The sequence below is a fragment of the Heliomicrobium sulfidophilum genome (assembly GCF_057715735.1).
The window spans coordinates 2045552-2062469 of the sequence record NZ_JBVTZZ010000005.1; the positions used below are offsets into that span (position 1 = coordinate 2045552).

The following is a 16918-nucleotide window of genomic DNA, read 5'->3' on the forward strand; positions in this document are numbered from 1 at the left end:
CAGCGGTCATAATAGTAGAGGTTTGAGTAGATTGGCCGTATGGGGTGCGACGATGGATATTCAAGAAGCGCTGGTTATCATCACCAGAGCCCTCATCGTATATTTTTCCGTCCTGGTGATCATGCGGATTATGGGCAAGCGGGAGATTGGCAAGCTGTCGCCGGTCGATCTGGTCGTCGCCATCATGATCGCCGAATTGGCCGCTATCCCGATGGAAGATCCTGCAATCCCCTTGCACCACGGGCTGATTCCGATCGGTGTGTTGGTCCTGGCTGAAGTGGGTTTCTCGTACCTTTCCATGAAGTCGCCTGTGGCCCGTGACTGGTTGAACGGATCGCCGACGGTGATCATTGAAAATGGGATCATATTGGAAAGGGAGATGCGGCGGACTCGATACAATCTGAACGACCTGATGGCTCAACTGCGGGAAAAGGACGTGCCGAACATCAGCGATGTGGAGTTTGCCATCCTAGAGACGTCAGGCAAACTGAGCGTTATCCCCAAGTCGCAGAAGCGTCCTGTCACACCCGAAGACCTGCAATTGCCGACCGCCTATGAGGGTTTGCCGACACCGCTCATCCTCGACGGCAAAGTGGATTACCGTAATCTCCATTCCATCTGTCTCGATGAAGAATGGCTGATTAAAGAATTGCAAAAACATGGCATTACTGCCGTCGATCGAGTGTTCTTCGCTTCCATCGACTCAAAGGGTGAGTTGTATCTCTGTCCGAAAGCGTCTGCCTATGATAATTCAAAACCGGCCTGGCAAGGCCCCTGAGAACGTCTTGGCGTAAAAAGGGAGTTTTTCTTAAATTTATCATACACGCCGGTGAGGAAGGGTTTAGGATATGACTTGGCGAAGAATGTAATCGATTTCAAGGATTCTATTTTTCAACCGAATGTTAGGTGTCGATGATATCCAGTGATAGGTGATAGGGAGGGATGCTGTCAAAAGGGTTAGCCGCCCTTACATAACAATCATTGACGGTTAGGTGTATTTTTCGGTACAATTACCTTCGGATGGTCGATGGTTTTTCCATAATCTGTTGCAAGAGACCTCTTCCCTCCCTGAGGGCAGAGAAAGGAGAGAGTTGACCCTTGATGTTATGGGAAACTCTGTTTGCCCAGAAGTACGACTTCATCATGGTTCCATTACAGTTGTTGATCGTATTCTGCACCGTTTACTACATGGTTTTGTCTGTCTTTGGCTTCTGGAGGAAGAAGGAAGGACCTCCGGTCGCGCCGGAGAAAACCTTCGCGCTCGTTGTCGCCGCTCATAATGAGGAATTCGTCATCGGTCCCCTGGTGGAGAACCTGAAGAACCTCGACTACCCCAAGGAACTTTATGAGATCTTCATCGTCGCTGACAACTGCACCGACCGGACGGCCACCATCGCCCGTGAGGCCGGCGCCCAGGTCTACGAGCGTTTCAACCGCCAGCAGCGGGGCAAGGGCTATGCGCTGGAGTGGATGTTCGAAAAGATCTTCCGCATGGAGCGGCACTTTGACGGCATCTGCATCTTTGACGCCGACAACCTGGTCAAACCCAATTTCCTGACTGAAATGAACAAAAAGATGGTGGAAGGCCACCAGATCATCCAGTGTTACATCGACTCGAAAAACCCCTTTGACACCTGGGTGACGGCCACCTTTTCCATCGCCTTCTGGCACACCAACCGCCTGCTCCAACTCGCCCGGTACAACCTGGGTCTCTCCAACCTGCTGGGCGGCACCGGCATGTGTATCTCGACGAACCTGCTCCGGGAATACGGCTGGGGCGCCACCTCCCTCGTCGAGGACATGGAATTCTCCATGAAGGCGCTCATGAACGGCATCAAGACGTCCTGGACCCATGAAGCGGTCATCTACGACGAAAAGCCCCTGACCTTTATGCAGTCCTGGCGGCAGCGCAAGCGTTGGGCTCAGGGCCATGTCGATATCTTCCTCCGCTACTTTCTCAAATTGTTCTGGCGGGGACTGACGACAGGCAACTTTTCCATGCTGGATGGGGCCTTACACCTCTTTCAACCGGCGCTCGTCGTCCTCGTCTCCCTGTTCATGCTGCTCAGTGTGATTGAACCGATCAGCCTCAGCTTCACCCAGTTGTTCAGTTCGACCATCCACCAGCAGACATGGATGTTTCTATCCTACATTCAGTTTGCCCTGCCCCTGGTCGCCCTCATGTTGGACAAGGTCGACCGGCGGGCCTGGAAGTGGGTCCTCGTTTATCCTGTCTTCGTCTACAGTTGGGTGCCCATCGTCTTCCTCGGTTTCTGGCATCGCAACAAGCGGGAATGGAGCCATACACTGCACACGCGCGGCCTCTCCTACAACGAGGTCATTAAATAGTCCACCTATTACAGGACCCTTGGGGGACTTAAATAAAGGATATCAAACCGTTCCAGGCAAGGGAGGCGCGCGCTTTCCTTGCCTTCAATATTAATGCAAAATTATTGTTTATTTTTCTGCCCTTCTGGTATAATAAACGAGGTTTGCGACCACATTAAAAAAGGAATTATTGGAGGTATGCTTATGCTGCCCGTGCCGAAGAAATTTTTCATCACAGCGGCTGCTGCGGAAGGGAAAAGCAAACTGACGGCGTTCGACAACGCCTTGTTAAAAGCCGGAATCGGCAATGTCAACCTGGTCCGGGTCAGCAGTATCTTGCCTCCCGAGTGCGAGTTTACGCCGGGCATGAAGATCCCCTATGGCGCCCTCGTACCGACCGCCTATGGCTCTATCGTCTCTGACATTCCTGGTGAAACCATCGCTGCGGCCATCGCTGTGGGCGTATCGCCGGACAGCTTCGGCGTCATCATGGAATTGACGGGCAAGTTCACCAAAGAAGAGGCGGAAGCCCGCATCACCCGCATGGTTCAGGAAGCCTTTGAGGTACGGGGCATGGAACTGAAGGAGATCAAGGTTCAAGCCGTTGACCACACGGTGGAGAAGATCGGCTGTGCCTTCGCCGCCGCTCCCTTGTGGTATTAAACCGTTCCGACATCCTTCACCTGCCTGCAACCGGCAGGTGATTTCTTTCTTCTAAATAAAAACAGAAGTCTTCGCCTAAGCGAAGCGGTCTGTGAATCGAATGGAAAGGGGCAATGTGCGCATGTCCTCCGGTTTTTGGTATACAGAAGAGCAGACGCCCAACCTCCGCTACAGCAGCAAGATCACCCAGACCCTGCATACAGAAACGACGCCCTTTCAAGAGCTGGCCATGATCGACACGGTCCAGTGGGGGCGCATGCTCGTCCTCGACAACATGGTCATGACGACAATCAAAGACGAGTTTGTTTACCATGAGATGATCAGCCATGTGGCGCTGAACACCCACCCCAATCCGAAAAAAGTGATGATCATCGGCGGCGGCGACGGCGGCGCCATCCGCGAGTGCGCCAAGCACCCGAAGGTGGAGAAAGCCGTGCTCTGCGAGATCGATGGGCGCGTCATCGAGACGTCGAAACAGTACCTGCCCGAGATCGCTTCGGCCCTCTTCGGTCATCCGAAGGTGGAGGTGCTGGTCGCCGACGGCGTGAAACATATCCAGGAGAACGAAAACGAGTACGACGTGATCATGGTCGATTCGACGGAACCGGTCGGCCCTGCCGAAGGGCTCTTCGCCGCCGAATTCTATCAAGCCGTTTATCGCGCCCTTAAGCCCGACGGCATCATGGTCGCCCAGACGGAATCGCCCTTCGTCAACGCTGACCTGATCTCCCGCGTGTTCAAGGACATCCGGTCCATCTTCCCCGTCACCAAGCTCTACCTGGCCTCCATCCCGACTTACCCCTCAGGCCTCTGGAGCTTCACCATGGGTTCCAAGCAGTATGACCCCGAGGCGGTCGATGTGAGCGCCATCCCCGAACTGGAGACGCGCTACTACACGCCGGCCCTGCACAAAGCCGCCTTCTGCTTGCCCAAGTTCGTCCAGGATCTGATCAAAGAATAGGTAATAATTCCACAGAAAAAAGCATTGACGGCAAGGGCAATATACGATAGAATATCCCTTGTCGGCACGGAGCAGTGGTGTAGAGGCCTAACATGCCAGCCTGTCACGCTGGAGATCGCGGGTTCGAATCCCGTCTGCTCCGCCATTTTGCCTCGGTAGCTCAGTCGGTAGAGCAGAGGACTGAAAATCCTCGTGTCGGTGGTTCGATTCCGCCCCGAGGCACCATCTGCGGGAATAGCTCAGCGGTAGAGCATCGCCTTGCCAAGGCGAGGGTCGCGAGTTCGAATCTCGTTTCCCGCTCCAGAATGTTAAGAAATCGCCACCCCGGTGCAGGGTGGCGTTACTATTCTTTGGGATGGCTGTCCATCCCCGGGAACCGTCTGGCTTTTGGGGATGTGTCTCAACACAGCTTGCGCCGAACAGTCAGCGCAGCTTCGGAACGGCCAGCGCCGCTTCCCACGGTCAGGTCAGTGCAGCTTGCGCCGGGCGACGATGTAATACTCCCGCCCGTCATGAGAGCCCTCGGTGTGGAATTTCATCCCGTTTTTTCTTAGGAAGGTCATGATGGAATCGGTCTGGTGAGCGTCATTGGCGTCCACAGAGATCACCAGCTCATCACCGTCACGGAGTTGGTTCACATAGCGGTCCAACCGACGGATGTCGTCGGGATAGACGATATCACCCACATCAGTGGAGAAGTCGACCAAGCCAATCACCTCCTCTGCTTTAGTCTCTCTTGACGAATCGCCCTTGAAGCTGGTAAAATTTAAGTCACCTACGGCGGCATCGCCAAGTGGTAAGGCAAAGGTCTGCAAAACCTTTATTCCCCGGTTCGAATCCGGGTGCCGCCTCCAAATGACTATCTATGCCATTGATTGCCGGTGTGGCGGAATTGGTAGACGCAAGGGACTTAAAATCCCTCGGTCGCAAGACCGTGCCGGTTCGAGTCCGGCCACCGGCACCAACCATACCAATCAACGATCTCAGGTTTTTTCCTGGGGTTGTTTTTTTTGAAAAGCCATTTTTAGCATAGCGTGTGACTTGACGGATTATGGAAGTTTTATTTGAAAAAAAGCCAAGAGTACCCAGAAAGCATTAGTGAAAACAAATGAATTACCATTACATAAATTGCATTTTCGTGAAATGCATAAAGGTTTTTCGCGTATCAACCTACACTGGGAAATTGGAGTCTGTTTAAACAAAATTTTGACACCTTTTCGTTAGTTTTGATTGTACCGAAACGTACATTGTGGTAACATGGTCGTGGGCACAATAATGAGTTGCTTTGCCGCAAAGGTAGAGCAAACCCCGGCTCTCTTGTACTCAAGAGTCGGGGTTTTTTTTTTGGAGAGCATAACGAAAAAATAATATCCCCAACCGACAGGAAATATCAATGGCTTATAGAATAGAGGGAGTAATAAAGGTGGCTACGTACTGACTTGCTTCTGGAGGGATGTTGGAATGGCCTGGGATTCATCGGAATTGCCCAAGATCTGGGTTGAACTTCTGACCCAAGATGAGCTAAAGGACCTGCTTTCACTCCTCCATCAGTCAGAGGAAGGGCTGACGATTTCGGTATAGACAAATACTGTTTTAAGAAGCTCACATGATGAGAGGTTCCGCTGAATGGGGAACCTCTCTTTTTTACGTTACCGGTTCAGGCGATAGATCGCCCAAGCGAGGGCAGTGGCAAAAGAGGACCAGAGGGCATAAGGCAGGAAAAGCAGCGCCGCCGGACGAGAGTAAGGCCATGATGCAAGGACCAGCAGGATTGCCGTCACAGCGATGGCTGCCGTATCGAGAAAGGAATAGAAGAGGTTCCGGCTGAAGGATTGACCGACATAGAAGAGCTGGTTGAAGAACCCATTGGCGAGAAAGACGGCCTTCCAGGTGAGGCCGAGGCGGCGCAAGCCCACCTTCTCATAAAGGATCGCCACGGCCAGGGAGATGAGCGCGAAGATCAGCATCCAGGCTATGCCGACGACCATCCCCGGCGGCGACCAGGATGGTTTGTCCAGCGATGCAAGCCATTTGCGGTCCATGGGGAAAATCCAGCTTAAGGCCGTAAAGGCGATATAGGTAAGAAAGAAAACGGAAACCGATGAAAGCCGTTCCATGATCTGAATCTCCCTTTCCTCCCGAATTCTTGCGCGTTGTTGTTTTAGTCATACGCAGTCGTCTCGCGCGGTATCCCTCGCCTTTTTGAAAGGATTACCGGGAAGGGAAACAGAGGAAAAGGGCGAATCTTGTTTAAATTAGATAAGACCTCGACGGGGGCTTGCGCAAAGAGAAACTGGCCGGGCGAGACCAGCGCCCCCGTTGCTCGGGAGCACGAAGCAGGGTTGAGGTGAATGACAGCATGTTGCCACAATATCGAACAGTACGCGGCTACGGAGAAGCTTCTTTTGAGATCGAAAAATCGCGCTTTATCGCCTACGCCGATCGAGCAGAAACGGCCGATGCCGCCCAAGCTTTTATCGCCGCCATCCGTAAAAAACACTGGGACGCCACCCACAACTGCACTGCCTATGTCTGCGGCGAGCGCGATGAGACACAGAAGGCCGATGATGACGGCGAGCCTTCAGGAACGGCGGGAAAGCCGATCCTGGAGGTGATCAAAAAGATGGGACTCAAGGACTGCGTCGTCGTCGTCACGCGTTACTTCGGCGGGATCAAGCTGGGAGCGGGCGGACTGATCCGCGCCTACGGCAAGGGTGCTAACCTGGGGTTGCAGGCGGCAGGAATCATCGAACGGCGGCTGTTTAGCCCCATCGCCATAGAGATCGACTACGCTTTGTACGGAAAGTTTGAGCAGGAACTGCGTCTCCGGGGCTATCGCATCCACGAGACCCAGTTCGGAGCCGCTGTAACGGTGATCGCCTTGGAAGAGGCGGGACAAGAGGAGCGCTTAGAAAAAATGGCCGCGGATTGGTCCTCCGGGCGGGCCCAATTGTCTCGTTGGGCTACAGTCTATGTGGACAGCGCGGTGGAACCGGGATAGGGGCGCACGGTGAAGAAACGAAGGTCATTTTGGGACGCAGGGTTCGGGAATTGGAGCGCCACATTCACGATGCTTAGAAACAGGATATTCAGGCGATAAATGCCATAGAAGCATTGTTCGTTAAAAGTCGCAAATGTGTTATGATTACAGGGGTAATACAAACGATTTATTTTGCAAAGGCATGATTAAATATCGATATAAAACCGCTATTTTGCCCAGTTACAGAATGTAGAAAAGTCCGGTAATACTATGTAATTTATAGATGCGGGTTGCATCATCCTTGATTGTGCGTTATACTTCTACTCGTCTTTCTTTTCAAGTCGTTATCCCGATAGCGACTTTATTTTTTTAGCGAAAGGAGTGACGCAACATGAAAAGGAAGATCGCATCCATCGCCGCCAGTCTGCTGGCCGGCGTGATTTTCATCACCAGTGCCATCTCCCCGGCAGAGGCCTTCTATCAGAAGTTCACCACTCAACAGGCGATTGCCAATTACAACCAATACCTGAGCACCTACACCAACACAGATGTTCCGCGTGTCAACCAGTACCGCGAACAGTACAAGAGCATCAAGGGCAGCCTCGCTGACCAACTCGTCGAACGGGCCGTCTGGTACATGGACCATGGCTACACGGTCTATGGTCACCTCTATAAGGGGTACAAGGACTATGGCATCGTCGACTGCTCGAACTTCACGTCGCTGGTCTACAGCGATTTTGGCTTCAACATCACCACAACCGCACGTGAGTATGGCTCCGTTGGAACGAAGGTCCAGGGCGTCTACGCTGCCAAAGAGGGCAGTTACTGGACGATCAAAGGGACGGAAAAGCTCCTTCCCGGCGACCTCTTTACCTTCTACGCCACTGACGCCAACGGCAATAAGTATATCAGCCACGCAGCCATCTTCATGGGCATGGTCAACGGACAGCCGCTGATCATCAACACCATGGACAAGCGCCCCACGGCTCTGGGCACCGTGAACGACTTCCGTTACTGGTACGGCAGCAACTTCTTCTCCGTCCAACGGGTACTGCCCACCGGTTCCTGGACCCCTGGTCAAACCATCACCGGGCATACGGCCAAGCCGCCGGTCATCCCCGCTTCCTATGTGCTGCCTCCGCAGAAGCCTGTCGTGATGCCGAGCGGCATCACCACGACTCCTACGCCGGATTCGTCTCCTGCTCCTGCGCCCACCCCGACCTCGACGACGCCACCCGGCGGCATTGAGGGACGGATTTATGCGCAGCCTGGCGACACCCTGACGCTGATCAAAGGCGCTTATCTGAAGAGCGATGCCAGCAGCGCCTCGTCTTCGAACAAGTACCTTTCGGCGGGTACAACCGTCAAAGTAATCTCTCAGACTAAAAACCCTAACTGGTGGATCTATGTTCAAACCGCCAGTGGAACGAAAGGCTATGTCACCAACTCGTCCACTTATGTGAAGCTGACCCCGGCCACCCAGGTGGCTGGCGTCACCAACACCTATACGGTGAAATCTGGTGACACCCTCTGGCGCATCGCCAGCAGCCATGGCCTTTCAGTCACTGACCTGATGAAGGCCAACAACCTTACCTCCGGCGCCATTTATCCCGGGCAGACGCTGCAGATCCCCGCTTCGTCTGCTGGACAGTACCGTGTCGTCGCTGGCGACACCATGTATAAAATCGCCGCTAAGCTGGGCGTCTCCCTGAACAGCCTACTTCAGGCCAACCCTGGCGTGGACGCCAACCAGCTCTATGTCGGTCAAGTCCTGAAGGTTCCCCAAACCAGCCAAGCGCCGACCCCCCAACCGACGCCTTCTGCTCCCACAACGTTGACCATGGCCGAGCAGGTTGTCCAACTGGTGAACGCCGAACGGGCGAAAGCCGGTCTGAAACCGCTCCGCGCCGACAATGCCACCCTGAACCAGATGGCCCGTGATAAGGCCGTCGACATGATTCAGAAAAACTACTTCAGCCACAACTCGCCCACCTACGGTTCTCCCTTTGCCATGATGGACAAGTACGGCATCCAATACGGTTATGCCGGCGAGAACATCGCCAAAGGGCAGACTTCGGCCCAGCAGGTGATGAAGGACTGGATGAACAGTTCCGGCCACCGCGCCAACATCCTGAGCCCCAATTATGACACCATCGGCGTCGGGTACTACCAAGGCGCTTGGGTGCAGGAGTTTATCAGCGCGCGGTAATTGTCTACCAACCACATTCAACCTAATTCACACTTGACGATAAAAGCGCCGTTGGCTTAGCCAGCGGCGCTTTTAGTAGAAAAAAGCATCCGCCGCAACCTGCCTAAGACCCGGGTCGAAGCGGATGTTCTTTTTTTCCTACCCCTGCGTAATGAGAAAAACTAAGTTTTCTGTAAATAACCAATCATCTTGCCGTCGTTGTTTTAGATATGTTAAGGTATTGAATAGAAAATGTTGCAACCAATGATGCCCGTTTGTTGACTGTATATCACAACGCATCTCGAAATAAAACGGTTCATGAGAAACCAGAAGTCCAAAACCGGCACAGGGAAACAAAAACGAGAATCGAGTTCCAGAGGAGATGAATTCCATGGGCAAGATGCTAACGGTCTGCCCCGAATGCGGCGCCAATCTGCTAGCCAAGACGGAATCGCGTGCAAACAAAAGCATCAAAAAGTCCTACACCTGTTACCGCACGATCGGCATTTTGAACTACAACGGCGATCAGACCGTGGCCTGGCAGTGCCCCGAATGCAAATGCCAGTGGCCGGCTGAACAAAAGTAACCGAAAGGTGTCTAAACGCACCCCATAGCGACCCCATCGCATCCGATAAGCACCCCTCTGTTGCCGTGAGTGATCACGGTTTTTTTATTGGCCAAATAATCTACTCAGTTTTTTCTCGCGACGATGTCCGGCGGGCATGCAGGGAATTCGGTGATGAAGACGATGGCCCAGGAGGTGGCCGCTTTATCGGAACAGGTGGCCCAAAGAGCCTCGTTGCTGTCCAATCTGGCTCAGTCCTCCCGGGCAAAGGCGGAACGGTTCGCCGTGGATTAAGTGGCATTCAGATGCTAAATCCCATTAAAGCGATGTCTCTTCGATGGTGACCTTCTCCATGATGATTTCCTCGGACGGCTTGCTCTTCTCGCCACCGAAACCGGCAGTCACTGGCGTATCGGAGATCTTGAGCACCGTGTCCATGCCGTCGATGACTCTGCCGAAGACGGTATAGTTGGGCATCTGGTTGAGGTTTTTCGCTTTTTCACCGTTGCAGACGAAGAACTGGCTGCCGTTTGTATTGGGGCCGGCGTTGGCCATGGCGACGACGCCTGGCCCGTAGGTGAGCTTGGGCGGCAGTTCGTCGGCGAAGGTGTAGCCGGGGCCGCCCGTTCCGTTACCTAAGGGATCCCCTGTCTGGATCATAAAGTCCTTGATGATCCGGTGGAAGCGGATGCCGTCAAAGAAGCCATCCCGGGCGAGGAAAACGAAGTTGTTGACTGTTTTCGGGGCGTCGGCGGCCAGCAACTCGATCTTGAAGGCGCCCCGGTTGGTCTGCACCGTGGCGATGTACTGCTTCTTGGGATCGATCTGCATGGCCGGCGGCGCATTGTACTTTTTGTTGCGCTCCGCCGTGGACGCCTTAGAACTGTCCGGTTTGGCCGGACTGGCCTGTTGGGGCGGTTCCTGCGCCTTTTTCTGGTCTTGTGAACTGTTGCAACCAGCGGCGGTCAAGAGAGACAGCATGGCTACGGCGGCGACGCCGGTTTTCCACATTTTTTGCATGGGTACTCATCCTTTCATGTAAAATAGCGGCGATTCTAGTATAAACGGCTCAAATCGGCGGAACAAGCCGGGATAGCCTGCTCATAGAGTGTTTTCAGGAGTCTCCTTTTATGAGAAGATGGTAGAGGAGGTGAGGCCGTGAGCCTTTTTGATCGCATGCGCAGGATCTTTGAATCGGAGACCCAAGCCGGCAAGCCGGTGGCTCGGGAACGGACGCTCTTCGACCTTGATGTCAACGATATCGTCTCCCTCGATCTCGAAGACTGGGTGATCGAAGGAAAGGTGATCTATCACAGCCTGCCTGGCTGGGTGATGTACTGGCTGAAGTCAGGACGCCAGCGCCAGGGGCTCCTCATGGATCGCTCAATACCCGACAAGGCCGTCGTCATCACCCCCTTTGCTGGACGGACGGACAATTTCAATGAGGTGAAGACCGAATATATCCTTGACGGCAAACATTTTTTTCTTGACTATAATGGGGAAGGGATTGTGGACGCCTTCGGATTGACGCCGGTGCGCACCGGTCAGGTGATGTACTGGCAGTTCGAAACGGATGCACGCGACATCTATCGGATCGAGTGGCAGGAAGGGCGCTTTTTCCATTATGACGGCCGCTGGATCGACGCCTTTGAGGTGTCCATCGTCGCCGGTTAGGGGAACTGCCGGCTGTTATGTTACCGGAACGGATAAAGAATTGTGGATGATGTAAGGAGGATTCACCAGATGAGCCTGTTCAAACGGCTGAAAGACTTGACCCTGGCGAACATCAACGCCTTGCTCGACAAAGCGGAAGACCCTGTGAAGATGCTGGACCAGTACCTGCGGGACATGGAAGAGGATATTCAGGACGCCTCGGAAGCGATTGCCCAGCAGATCGCGGTGACGAAGAAGTTTGAAACCCAGTATCGGGAAGCCGAAGCGATGGTGCAAAAGCGGCAAGAGGATGCTGTTAAGGCGATCAATGCCGGACGGGATGACCTGGCCCGGCGGGCGCTGGAAGACAAGAAAAACCACGAAAGCCGCATGAATGAATACAAAGCCCAATTCGAGACCCACTCGGCTACCTCGGAAAAGCTGAAGCGGCAACTGGCTGATATGCGCGGCGAGTTTGACAAGCTGAAGGCCCGCCGGGATACCCTCGTTGCCCGGGCCAACGCCGCCAAGGCGACCCAGCAGGTCCACAACCTGATGGGCGGCTTCGACAGCCAGTCGGCGCGGCGAGGCTTTGACCGCATGGAGGATAAAGTGGCCTCCCTGGAAGCCAAAGCCGAGGCGAGCAAGGAATTGTCCCGCGGTCCGTCGGGCAGCCTTGACGATGAATTGGCGGCCCTGGACAAGGGTTCTGGTGTGGACGACGAGTTGGCGGCATTGAAGCGCCAATTGGGCAAGTAAAGGAAAAAAGGAACCCCCTTGTCCGCGAGAAAATCGCGACAAGGGGGTTCCTCTGTTTCCACCTGTCAGCCGATCAAGGTCCAGTACAAGGTCGCCAAGGCCAAGCCGATCATGAGAACGCCGAAAACTTTTTGAATCTTCGGGAGGATGTGCATCTGCCACTGGAAAAAGGGGGTCCGGGCCAACCGGGAGATGGCGGCAAACCAGATCTCCTGTCCGAAAAGAATGCCAAAGATGAAGATAAGACCGAGAAAGGGGGATGTGGAGTTCCAACTGGCCACAGCAGTCGTGCCCACGCCGATCCAGAGGGTAAGGGTCGCCGGATTTAAACCGGTGAGGAGCATGCCGTTCAGGAGCGCTCGCTTTTTGGAACGGCAGCTTGTAACGTCAGTGAAGAGCGATTGCAAGGGAAAGGGGCTGTTTTTCCCAGCAGACGCCCTTTCTGTTACGACATCGACGGCGCCGGATGCGGCGCGGGCCATCTGTTTCCCGGGACGGAAGAGGGAATAACCGAGAATCAGTAGAATGATTGTGCTGACCAGTCCGAAGACGGTGCGGATGATCGGCTGTTGCAGGAGGGGGACGAGCCCGAACTGGATGATCAGGAGGTAAAAGCCGTCTGCGATAATCGCGCCTGTTCCCACGGCCAAGCCCATCCAAAAACCATAGCGCATGGAATTGCGGAGCACTTCAACAGCGATCGGGCCGAGCGGCAAAGCTAATGTTACACCTAAGAGCAGGCCGCTAAAGAGGGCCTGAATGAGTTGAGTCGGCGAGGGCGGAAGTGCAAGCACCAAGCGATGGCATCCTCCTTTCTGTTTGCTTTACCAGATATATTTATGCGCGGGAAGATTTATCAATTACCAAAAAATCTAAAGAAGACGTTCTTGTTGACTTTTTTCAGTATAGCATAGGCGATTGCCGATTGTCTAACTTCAAGGTGCAGGCTTTGTCATAATCCTTTCTGCCTTCTGCGCAAGGTTGTTCGGGAAGCGAATCATTCCGACAGGGAGAAGGGAAATAGACGTTTTTCGCGAATTTACGAGGTGAGCGTTGTCTAAGGATATACGATTTCTAAAGGCAACCCAAGTGAGGCGAACCGATTGAATGTTGCGAGTTGCGTAGGCAACCATAGCAAAATGAAATACGAAAAGGAGTGCGGTGTATGGCGGAAGCCAAGGTGCAACTAGTGATTGACGGTGTGACCGGTGTCGGCAAGTCCAGTCTGGTCCAGATCCTCTCGCAAAGGCTCGACCTGGTTGCCTTTAGCGAGATGTTTGAAGATGAGAATCAACTTCTCCATAAGTTTTTTCATGACCGCGAGCGGTGGGCCTTCCCGATGCAGATCAATTTTTTAACGAATCGTTTCAAGCAATACCGAGAGGCTTCGCGGATGGAACGGGCCATCATGGATCGGTCCATTTACTCGGACGGCATCTTTGCCCGCCTGTACCGTGAGCAAGGGTACCTGAAGGTAGAGGAATTCAGCGTCTATGAAAACCTGTTGAACAGCATGCTGGAGGGACTGACACCGCCCCGGCTGATGGTATACCTGAAAGTGGACACGGACGAGGCGATCCGCCGCATCCAAATGCGCGGCCGCGCTGATGAGTTGACGGTGGAACGGGATTATTGGACTATGTTGAATCTTTTTTACGAGAACAATTACCGCAATTATAAAGGCGGCGAACTGCTGACAATCGACGTGGGTCGTCTTGACTTTGTCCACAATCCCGATGATCGAGAAGAGGTCCTGCGCAAGATCATCACCGCCTATGAGGCGGCTTGCTAGGGGGCGCTTTCGACCGGATAGAATGAGACAGTTTTTCATTGAGATTTATCGGAAGCAATCTACATATGATTTCAGAAGCAATGTAGATGCCTATTTTGGGGGGAATACCCCTGAGGATGCTCAGCAATCTGGAGCAGGCCAAGGCGGCCTGCTTTTTTGTTTTAAAAAACGTTGCCGAGAAAGAAAATATTTGATATAAACAGGATAGAGTGGAAGGATATGGAAAAGACCTGTCGAATAGGTGGTTGAGAAGGAGGGGGCAGGAATCATGAAATTACCCGATGAATTGACGGTTGTGCAAGCCGCCAAAGTAACGGGATTGCAACGGTACACCCTGCGGGATGCGATCCATCGCGGCGACTTGGCCGCCAGGCAGCAGAAAGTCCCGGGAGGGTTTAAGTACCTGATCCCCCTTGAGGCGTTGCGGGAATTTGCGCGGCGCCGTGGGGTCCAGTCTAGCCTGTTTGGACTGGAGGCGGAGCAGCCGGCCGTAGTGGGCGAAGGGGCAAACCCTGATCCTGAGAGGACGATGCGTTCCAGCGGTTTGCTGGTGGAGACGTCCGTCGAGGCGCCGGCCTTGAGTGTCGATTGGCAGGAGTTCAAGGAATCGACCCAGGAACTGATTCAGTTGTTGCGCGACCTCCCACGGGAGGAGCAGCGTGCCGATGGGCGCGTCGAGGAGCGGCTGGAGCAGATGCTTCAGCAGATTGTTGAGGTGCAATCGGATGTCTTGGGCCTGAAGAAAGGCTTTCACCAGCACTTGAGCAAGGTGGAGGGCCGGGTGGTCAACCTGCAGCAGAGTGTAAACGGTGAACTGCGGACATCGATGGAACGCATCCGCCAGGGGATGAATGCGGGACTCGATGAGTTCCGCTCCGGCCTTGACGCCTGGCAGCACAATGTGGACACCGTTTTTGACGACATGCGCTCCACGCTCCAGGAGGTGGCCGCCAGCCAGTCTGACGCGGAGATGCGCCAGGCCTTCGTTCACAAGTTGTCGGTGGACAACCAGTCCACTATGGGCGAGGTGAAGAAGCTAATGGTGGAAGTGAGCGAGACGGTGGGACAGATGGTCAGCGCCCAGCAGAGCGGCGCCCAGGTGCTGGAGCGGCGCCTCGACGATGTCAAGTCCTCTGTCGATGGCGTCCGGCGTTCTGTGGACCGCTCAACAGAGATGATCATCAAGTGGCGCCAGAAGATGCAACTCGATCAGAACCGGCGCGGTGTTAAGGGTTGGTGGAATCGGTTGTGGGGAAGGTCTCAGGCGCCGGTGCTGTCGAAGTAGAATTAAGCTGAATAGGGAACTGCGAAGAGCGGGGAAATACTCCGTTCTTCTTTTTTTGCATAAACAAAGAGAAGAGAATAAAGCTGATCAAACCGTACTTCTATAGGTTTCCAATGAAGCAGCGTTCTCAATTTCTGTCTTGTATTGTTCTAGACTTTCAATCACAAACCTATGTAACTGTTCAAAAAGTGTCATATCTACCGGAACCAGTTCACCATGAGCGATTTCGTTCCTACTCTTTAATAACTGGTGATCGATAAGTGGAGATTTCTTTTGCCACGTATTATCGAACTTGATGCCAACCGTGTGCATGATTTCTCTCAGCACGGTAGATGAGAGGTTCGATTGAGTGTCGATGGCACCTCGCTTTCCCACTGCAAGTCCTTGAGATCAGTCAGATATTTTGTTTTCGTCAGTGCTAAAGGTGGTCTTTTTTCCCCGTCTGGACTGCGTAACTCTCCCGCTAATTCGAATAACGTGGACAGCCGTTGTAGACCGTCAATGACTTCCCATTTTCCATCATGCCGTTGAGAAACAAAAATCGATGGGACCGGGATCCCTAAAAGCAAAGATTCCACAAGGCGAGACTTTTGTTCTGGAGACCAACGAAAAAAACGCTGAAATTCCGGACGAAGGACTAAATCCCCATCCTTGTACATCGTCAGCAATTCTCCTACTGACATCGAGTAGGAGTCTGTAGAAATCTCTTTACCTCGTTCTTCAATCTGCTCTAACAGGCTCATAAGAAACATCCTTTCTTTTTGTATTGCCTGAATCGAGTATTACTCTAAAACAATTATGTCGTTGGTCGCAGGGACTTAAACCCTCGACCGAGGATCTCCTTCGCGTCAGAGATGATCAAAAAGGCCTGGGGGTCGATTCCGTAGACGGCGCGCTTCAGGGCGAAGAGCTGGTTCGGCTCGATGGCGCAGAGGATGATGTTCTTGTCATCATGGGTGAAGGCGCCTTCTCCTTTCAGGAAGGTGACGCCGCGACCCAATTCGCCCATAATGGCCCTGGCGATCGCTTCGGCGTCTTTCGAGATGATGGTGACCGCCTTTTTCGGCAAACCTTCCTGGATAAAATCGGCGACACGGTTGGAGGCGTAAAAGGCTACGATGGTATACATGGCCGCTTCATGGCCGACGGTCAAACCGGACAGGAGCACGATGATGGAATTCAAGGCGAGGTTCAAGGTGCCGAAAGACACGCCGGCGCGGACGGAGTAAATCTTCGCAATGATGTTGACGCCGCCCAGGCTGCCGCCGACGCGCAGGATCAGGCCGACGCCGGAACCGTAGATCAAGCCGCCGTAGAGGGCGTTCAGCAGGATATTCTGGGTGGAGAAATTGGGCAGGTACTGCAGCCAGTCGATGAACAGGGACGACAGGGTGACGGCGATAAAAGTCTTGACGACGAACTCCCGGTTGATCTTCCGGTACGCCAGGATGTAGAGGGGGAAGTTGAGCAGAGACATGACGATGCCCGGCGACAGGTGGGAGAGGTAATAGACGATTGTCGCCAAACCGGCCACACCGCCCGGCGCCAGCTTGGAAGGAAGGATAAAGGCGCGCGTGCCGAGGGCAAAGAGGAATGCGCCGGCGATCACGAGCAGGTACTCGCGCAAGTTGATCCTGTTCATATTTTTCGAACCCCTTCTGTGTCTATTCTTCAAATGGTGCCTAGACGATTGTTTCATCCCTGACATTACTGATGTGCCGGACAAAGAGATGCATAGGAGCAG

Annotated in this window: 18 protein-coding genes and 5 tRNA genes; 16 read left to right on the forward strand and 7 right to left on the reverse strand. The window is 53.6% G+C overall.

Annotated elements, in window-relative coordinates:
- The first annotated feature begins 52 nt into the window (after window positions 1-52).
- The 7 genes from AC0CW1_RS15335 to AC0CW1_RS15365 all read left to right on the forward strand — a co-directional run bounded on the left by AC0CW1_RS15335 (window position 53) and on the right by AC0CW1_RS15365 (window position 4255).
- Window positions 53-778, forward strand: a complete 726-nt coding sequence (locus AC0CW1_RS15335) for a DUF421 domain-containing protein (protein ID WP_488183871.1) — start codon at window positions 53-55, stop codon at window positions 776-778.
- Between the two features lie 323 nt (window positions 779-1101).
- A complete protein-coding gene (locus AC0CW1_RS15340) occupies window positions 1102-2349 on the forward strand; it encodes a glycosyltransferase family 2 protein (RefSeq protein WP_488183872.1) in 1248 nt (415 codons plus the stop codon).
- Window positions 2350-2532: 183 nt separating this feature from the next.
- Complete coding sequence (locus tag AC0CW1_RS15345) at window positions 2533-2991, forward strand: pyruvoyl-dependent arginine decarboxylase (RefSeq protein ID WP_488183873.1); 459 nt, start codon at window positions 2533-2535, stop codon at window positions 2989-2991.
- Window positions 2992-3112: 121 nt separating this feature from the next.
- Window positions 3113-3952, forward strand: a complete 840-nt coding sequence (gene speE, locus AC0CW1_RS15350; RefSeq protein ID WP_488183874.1) for a polyamine aminopropyltransferase — start codon at window positions 3113-3115, stop codon at window positions 3950-3952.
- A gap of 68 nt (window positions 3953-4020) precedes the next feature.
- Window positions 4021-4097: transfer RNA gene (locus tag AC0CW1_RS15355), tRNA-Asp, on the forward strand.
- A 4-nt stretch (window positions 4098-4101) separates the two neighbouring features.
- A tRNA-Phe gene (locus AC0CW1_RS15360) sits at window positions 4102-4177 on the forward strand.
- Between the two features lie 3 nt (window positions 4178-4180).
- A tRNA-Gly gene (locus AC0CW1_RS15365) sits at window positions 4181-4255 on the forward strand.
- A gap of 164 nt (window positions 4256-4419) precedes the next feature.
- Here the strand turns inward: AC0CW1_RS15365 and AC0CW1_RS15370 are convergent.
- Window positions 4420-4659 (reverse strand): hypothetical protein, encoded by a 240-nt coding sequence (locus AC0CW1_RS15370; RefSeq protein ID WP_488183875.1) that lies wholly within the window; start codon window positions 4657-4659, stop codon window positions 4420-4422.
- A gap of 72 nt (window positions 4660-4731) precedes the next feature.
- On the opposite strand from AC0CW1_RS15370, the gene AC0CW1_RS15375 reads away from it, so the two are divergent.
- Together AC0CW1_RS15375 and AC0CW1_RS15380 are read left to right on the forward strand one after the other, a co-directional pair.
- Window positions 4732-4806 (forward strand) — tRNA-Cys (locus AC0CW1_RS15375).
- 23 nt (window positions 4807-4829) lie between these two features.
- Window positions 4830-4916: transfer RNA gene (locus AC0CW1_RS15380), tRNA-Leu, on the forward strand.
- Between the two features lie 685 nt (window positions 4917-5601).
- Here AC0CW1_RS15380 and AC0CW1_RS15385 read toward each other — a convergent pair.
- Entirely contained in the window at window positions 5602-6069 is a 468-nt protein-coding gene (locus tag AC0CW1_RS15385) for a TspO/MBR family protein (RefSeq protein ID WP_488183876.1), read from the reverse strand.
- A 242-nt stretch (window positions 6070-6311) separates the two neighbouring features.
- Here AC0CW1_RS15385 and AC0CW1_RS15390 point away from each other — a divergent pair, with 242 nt between their 5' ends.
- The 3 genes from AC0CW1_RS15390 (at window position 6312) to AC0CW1_RS15400 (ending at window position 9706) form a co-directional block, all read left to right on the forward strand.
- Window positions 6312-6953 (forward strand): YigZ family protein, encoded by a 642-nt coding sequence (locus AC0CW1_RS15390; protein ID WP_488183877.1) that lies wholly within the window; start codon window positions 6312-6314, stop codon window positions 6951-6953.
- Between the two features lie 370 nt (window positions 6954-7323).
- On the forward strand, window positions 7324-9141 hold the full coding sequence (locus AC0CW1_RS15395) for a LysM peptidoglycan-binding domain-containing protein (RefSeq protein ID WP_488183878.1): 1818 nt from the start codon (window positions 7324-7326) through the stop codon (window positions 9139-9141).
- Between the two features lie 370 nt (window positions 9142-9511).
- Window positions 9512-9706, forward strand: coding sequence for a hypothetical protein (locus tag AC0CW1_RS15400; protein ID WP_488183879.1), 195 nt, complete (start codon window positions 9512-9514; stop codon window positions 9704-9706).
- Between the two features lie 297 nt (window positions 9707-10003).
- On the opposite strand, the gene AC0CW1_RS15405 is transcribed toward AC0CW1_RS15400, so the two are convergent.
- On the reverse strand, window positions 10004-10705 hold the full coding sequence (locus AC0CW1_RS15405; RefSeq protein WP_488183880.1) for a peptidylprolyl isomerase: 702 nt from the start codon (window positions 10703-10705) through the stop codon (window positions 10004-10006).
- Window positions 10706-10843: 138 nt separating this feature from the next.
- Between AC0CW1_RS15405 and AC0CW1_RS15410 the strand changes: the two genes are divergently transcribed.
- Together AC0CW1_RS15410 and AC0CW1_RS15415 are read left to right on the forward strand one after the other, a co-directional pair.
- Window positions 10844-11359: a DUF4178 domain-containing protein gene (locus AC0CW1_RS15410; protein ID WP_488183881.1), complete on the forward strand. Its 516-nt coding sequence runs from the start codon at window positions 10844-10846 to the stop codon at window positions 11357-11359.
- Between the two features lie 69 nt (window positions 11360-11428).
- Window positions 11429-12097, forward strand: a complete 669-nt coding sequence (locus tag AC0CW1_RS15415) for a PspA/IM30 family protein (protein WP_488183882.1) — start codon at window positions 11429-11431, stop codon at window positions 12095-12097.
- Between the two features lie 65 nt (window positions 12098-12162).
- Here AC0CW1_RS15415 and AC0CW1_RS15420 read toward each other — a convergent pair whose 3' ends face one another.
- Window positions 12163-12891 (reverse strand): LysE family translocator, encoded by a 729-nt coding sequence (locus tag AC0CW1_RS15420; protein ID WP_488184178.1) that lies wholly within the window; start codon window positions 12889-12891, stop codon window positions 12163-12165.
- A 371-nt stretch (window positions 12892-13262) separates the two neighbouring features.
- Between AC0CW1_RS15420 and AC0CW1_RS15425 the strand changes: the two genes are divergently transcribed.
- A complete protein-coding gene (locus AC0CW1_RS15425) occupies window positions 13263-13889 on the forward strand; it encodes a deoxynucleoside kinase (protein WP_488183883.1) in 627 nt (208 codons plus the stop codon).
- Between the two features lie 268 nt (window positions 13890-14157).
- Window positions 14158-15174, forward strand: coding sequence for a helix-turn-helix domain-containing protein (locus AC0CW1_RS15430; RefSeq protein ID WP_488183884.1), 1017 nt, complete (start codon window positions 14158-14160; stop codon window positions 15172-15174).
- Window positions 15175-15261: 87 nt separating this feature from the next.
- Here AC0CW1_RS15430 and AC0CW1_RS15435 read toward each other — a convergent pair whose 3' ends face one another.
- Genes AC0CW1_RS15435 through AC0CW1_RS15445 form a run of 3 tightly spaced genes read right to left on the reverse strand, consistent with a single transcriptional unit; the run spans window position 15262 to window position 16816 of the window.
- The gene (locus AC0CW1_RS15435) at window positions 15262-15486 is read right to left on the reverse strand and encodes an MAE_28990/MAE_18760 family HEPN-like nuclease (protein WP_488183885.1); all 225 of its coding nucleotides are present in this window, start codon (window positions 15484-15486) and stop codon (window positions 15262-15264) included.
- An 8-nt stretch (window positions 15487-15494) separates the two neighbouring features.
- The gene (locus tag AC0CW1_RS15440) at window positions 15495-15917 is read right to left on the reverse strand and encodes a DUF262 domain-containing protein (RefSeq protein WP_488183886.1); all 423 of its coding nucleotides are present in this window, start codon (window positions 15915-15917) and stop codon (window positions 15495-15497) included.
- A 53-nt stretch (window positions 15918-15970) separates the two neighbouring features.
- Entirely contained in the window at window positions 15971-16816 is an 846-nt protein-coding gene (locus AC0CW1_RS15445) for a YitT family protein (protein ID WP_488183887.1), read from the reverse strand.
- Between the last annotated feature and the right edge of the window lie 102 nt (window positions 16817-16918).

Bases quoted from the DNA above. Each gene is read 5' to 3' on its own strand.
- AC0CW1_RS15335 (WP_488183871.1), top strand. From the start codon at position 53: ATGGATATTCAAGAAGCGCTGGTTATCATCACCAGAGCCCTCATCGTA.
- AC0CW1_RS15340 (WP_488183872.1), top strand. From the start codon at position 1,102: ATGTTATGGGAAACTCTGTTTGCCCAGAAGTACGACTTCATCATGGTT.
- AC0CW1_RS15345 (WP_488183873.1), top strand. From the start codon at position 2,533: ATGCTGCCCGTGCCGAAGAAATTTTTCATCACAGCGGCTGCTGCGGAA.
- speE (WP_488183874.1), top strand. From the start codon at position 3,113: ATGTCCTCCGGTTTTTGGTATACAGAAGAGCAGACGCCCAACCTCCGC.
- AC0CW1_RS15385 (WP_488183876.1), bottom strand. From the start codon at position 6,069: ATGGAACGGCTTTCATCGGTTTCCGTTTTCTTTCTTACCTATATCGCC.
- AC0CW1_RS15390 (WP_488183877.1), top strand. From the start codon at position 6,312: ATGTTGCCACAATATCGAACAGTACGCGGCTACGGAGAAGCTTCTTTT.
- AC0CW1_RS15395 (WP_488183878.1), top strand. From the start codon at position 7,324: ATGAAAAGGAAGATCGCATCCATCGCCGCCAGTCTGCTGGCCGGCGTG.
- AC0CW1_RS15400 (WP_488183879.1), top strand. From the start codon at position 9,512: ATGGGCAAGATGCTAACGGTCTGCCCCGAATGCGGCGCCAATCTGCTA.
- AC0CW1_RS15405 (WP_488183880.1), bottom strand. From the start codon at position 10,705: ATGCAAAAAATGTGGAAAACCGGCGTCGCCGCCGTAGCCATGCTGTCT.
- AC0CW1_RS15415 (WP_488183882.1), top strand. From the start codon at position 11,429: ATGAGCCTGTTCAAACGGCTGAAAGACTTGACCCTGGCGAACATCAAC.
- AC0CW1_RS15425 (WP_488183883.1), top strand. From the start codon at position 13,263: ATGGCGGAAGCCAAGGTGCAACTAGTGATTGACGGTGTGACCGGTGTC.
- AC0CW1_RS15430 (WP_488183884.1), top strand. From the start codon at position 14,158: ATGAAATTACCCGATGAATTGACGGTTGTGCAAGCCGCCAAAGTAACG.
- AC0CW1_RS15435 (WP_488183885.1), bottom strand. From the start codon at position 15,486: ATGCACACGGTTGGCATCAAGTTCGATAATACGTGGCAAAAGAAATCT.
- AC0CW1_RS15440 (WP_488183886.1), bottom strand. From the start codon at position 15,917: ATGAGCCTGTTAGAGCAGATTGAAGAACGAGGTAAAGAGATTTCTACA.
- AC0CW1_RS15445 (WP_488183887.1), bottom strand. From the start codon at position 16,816: ATGAACAGGATCAACTTGCGCGAGTACCTGCTCGTGATCGCCGGCGCA.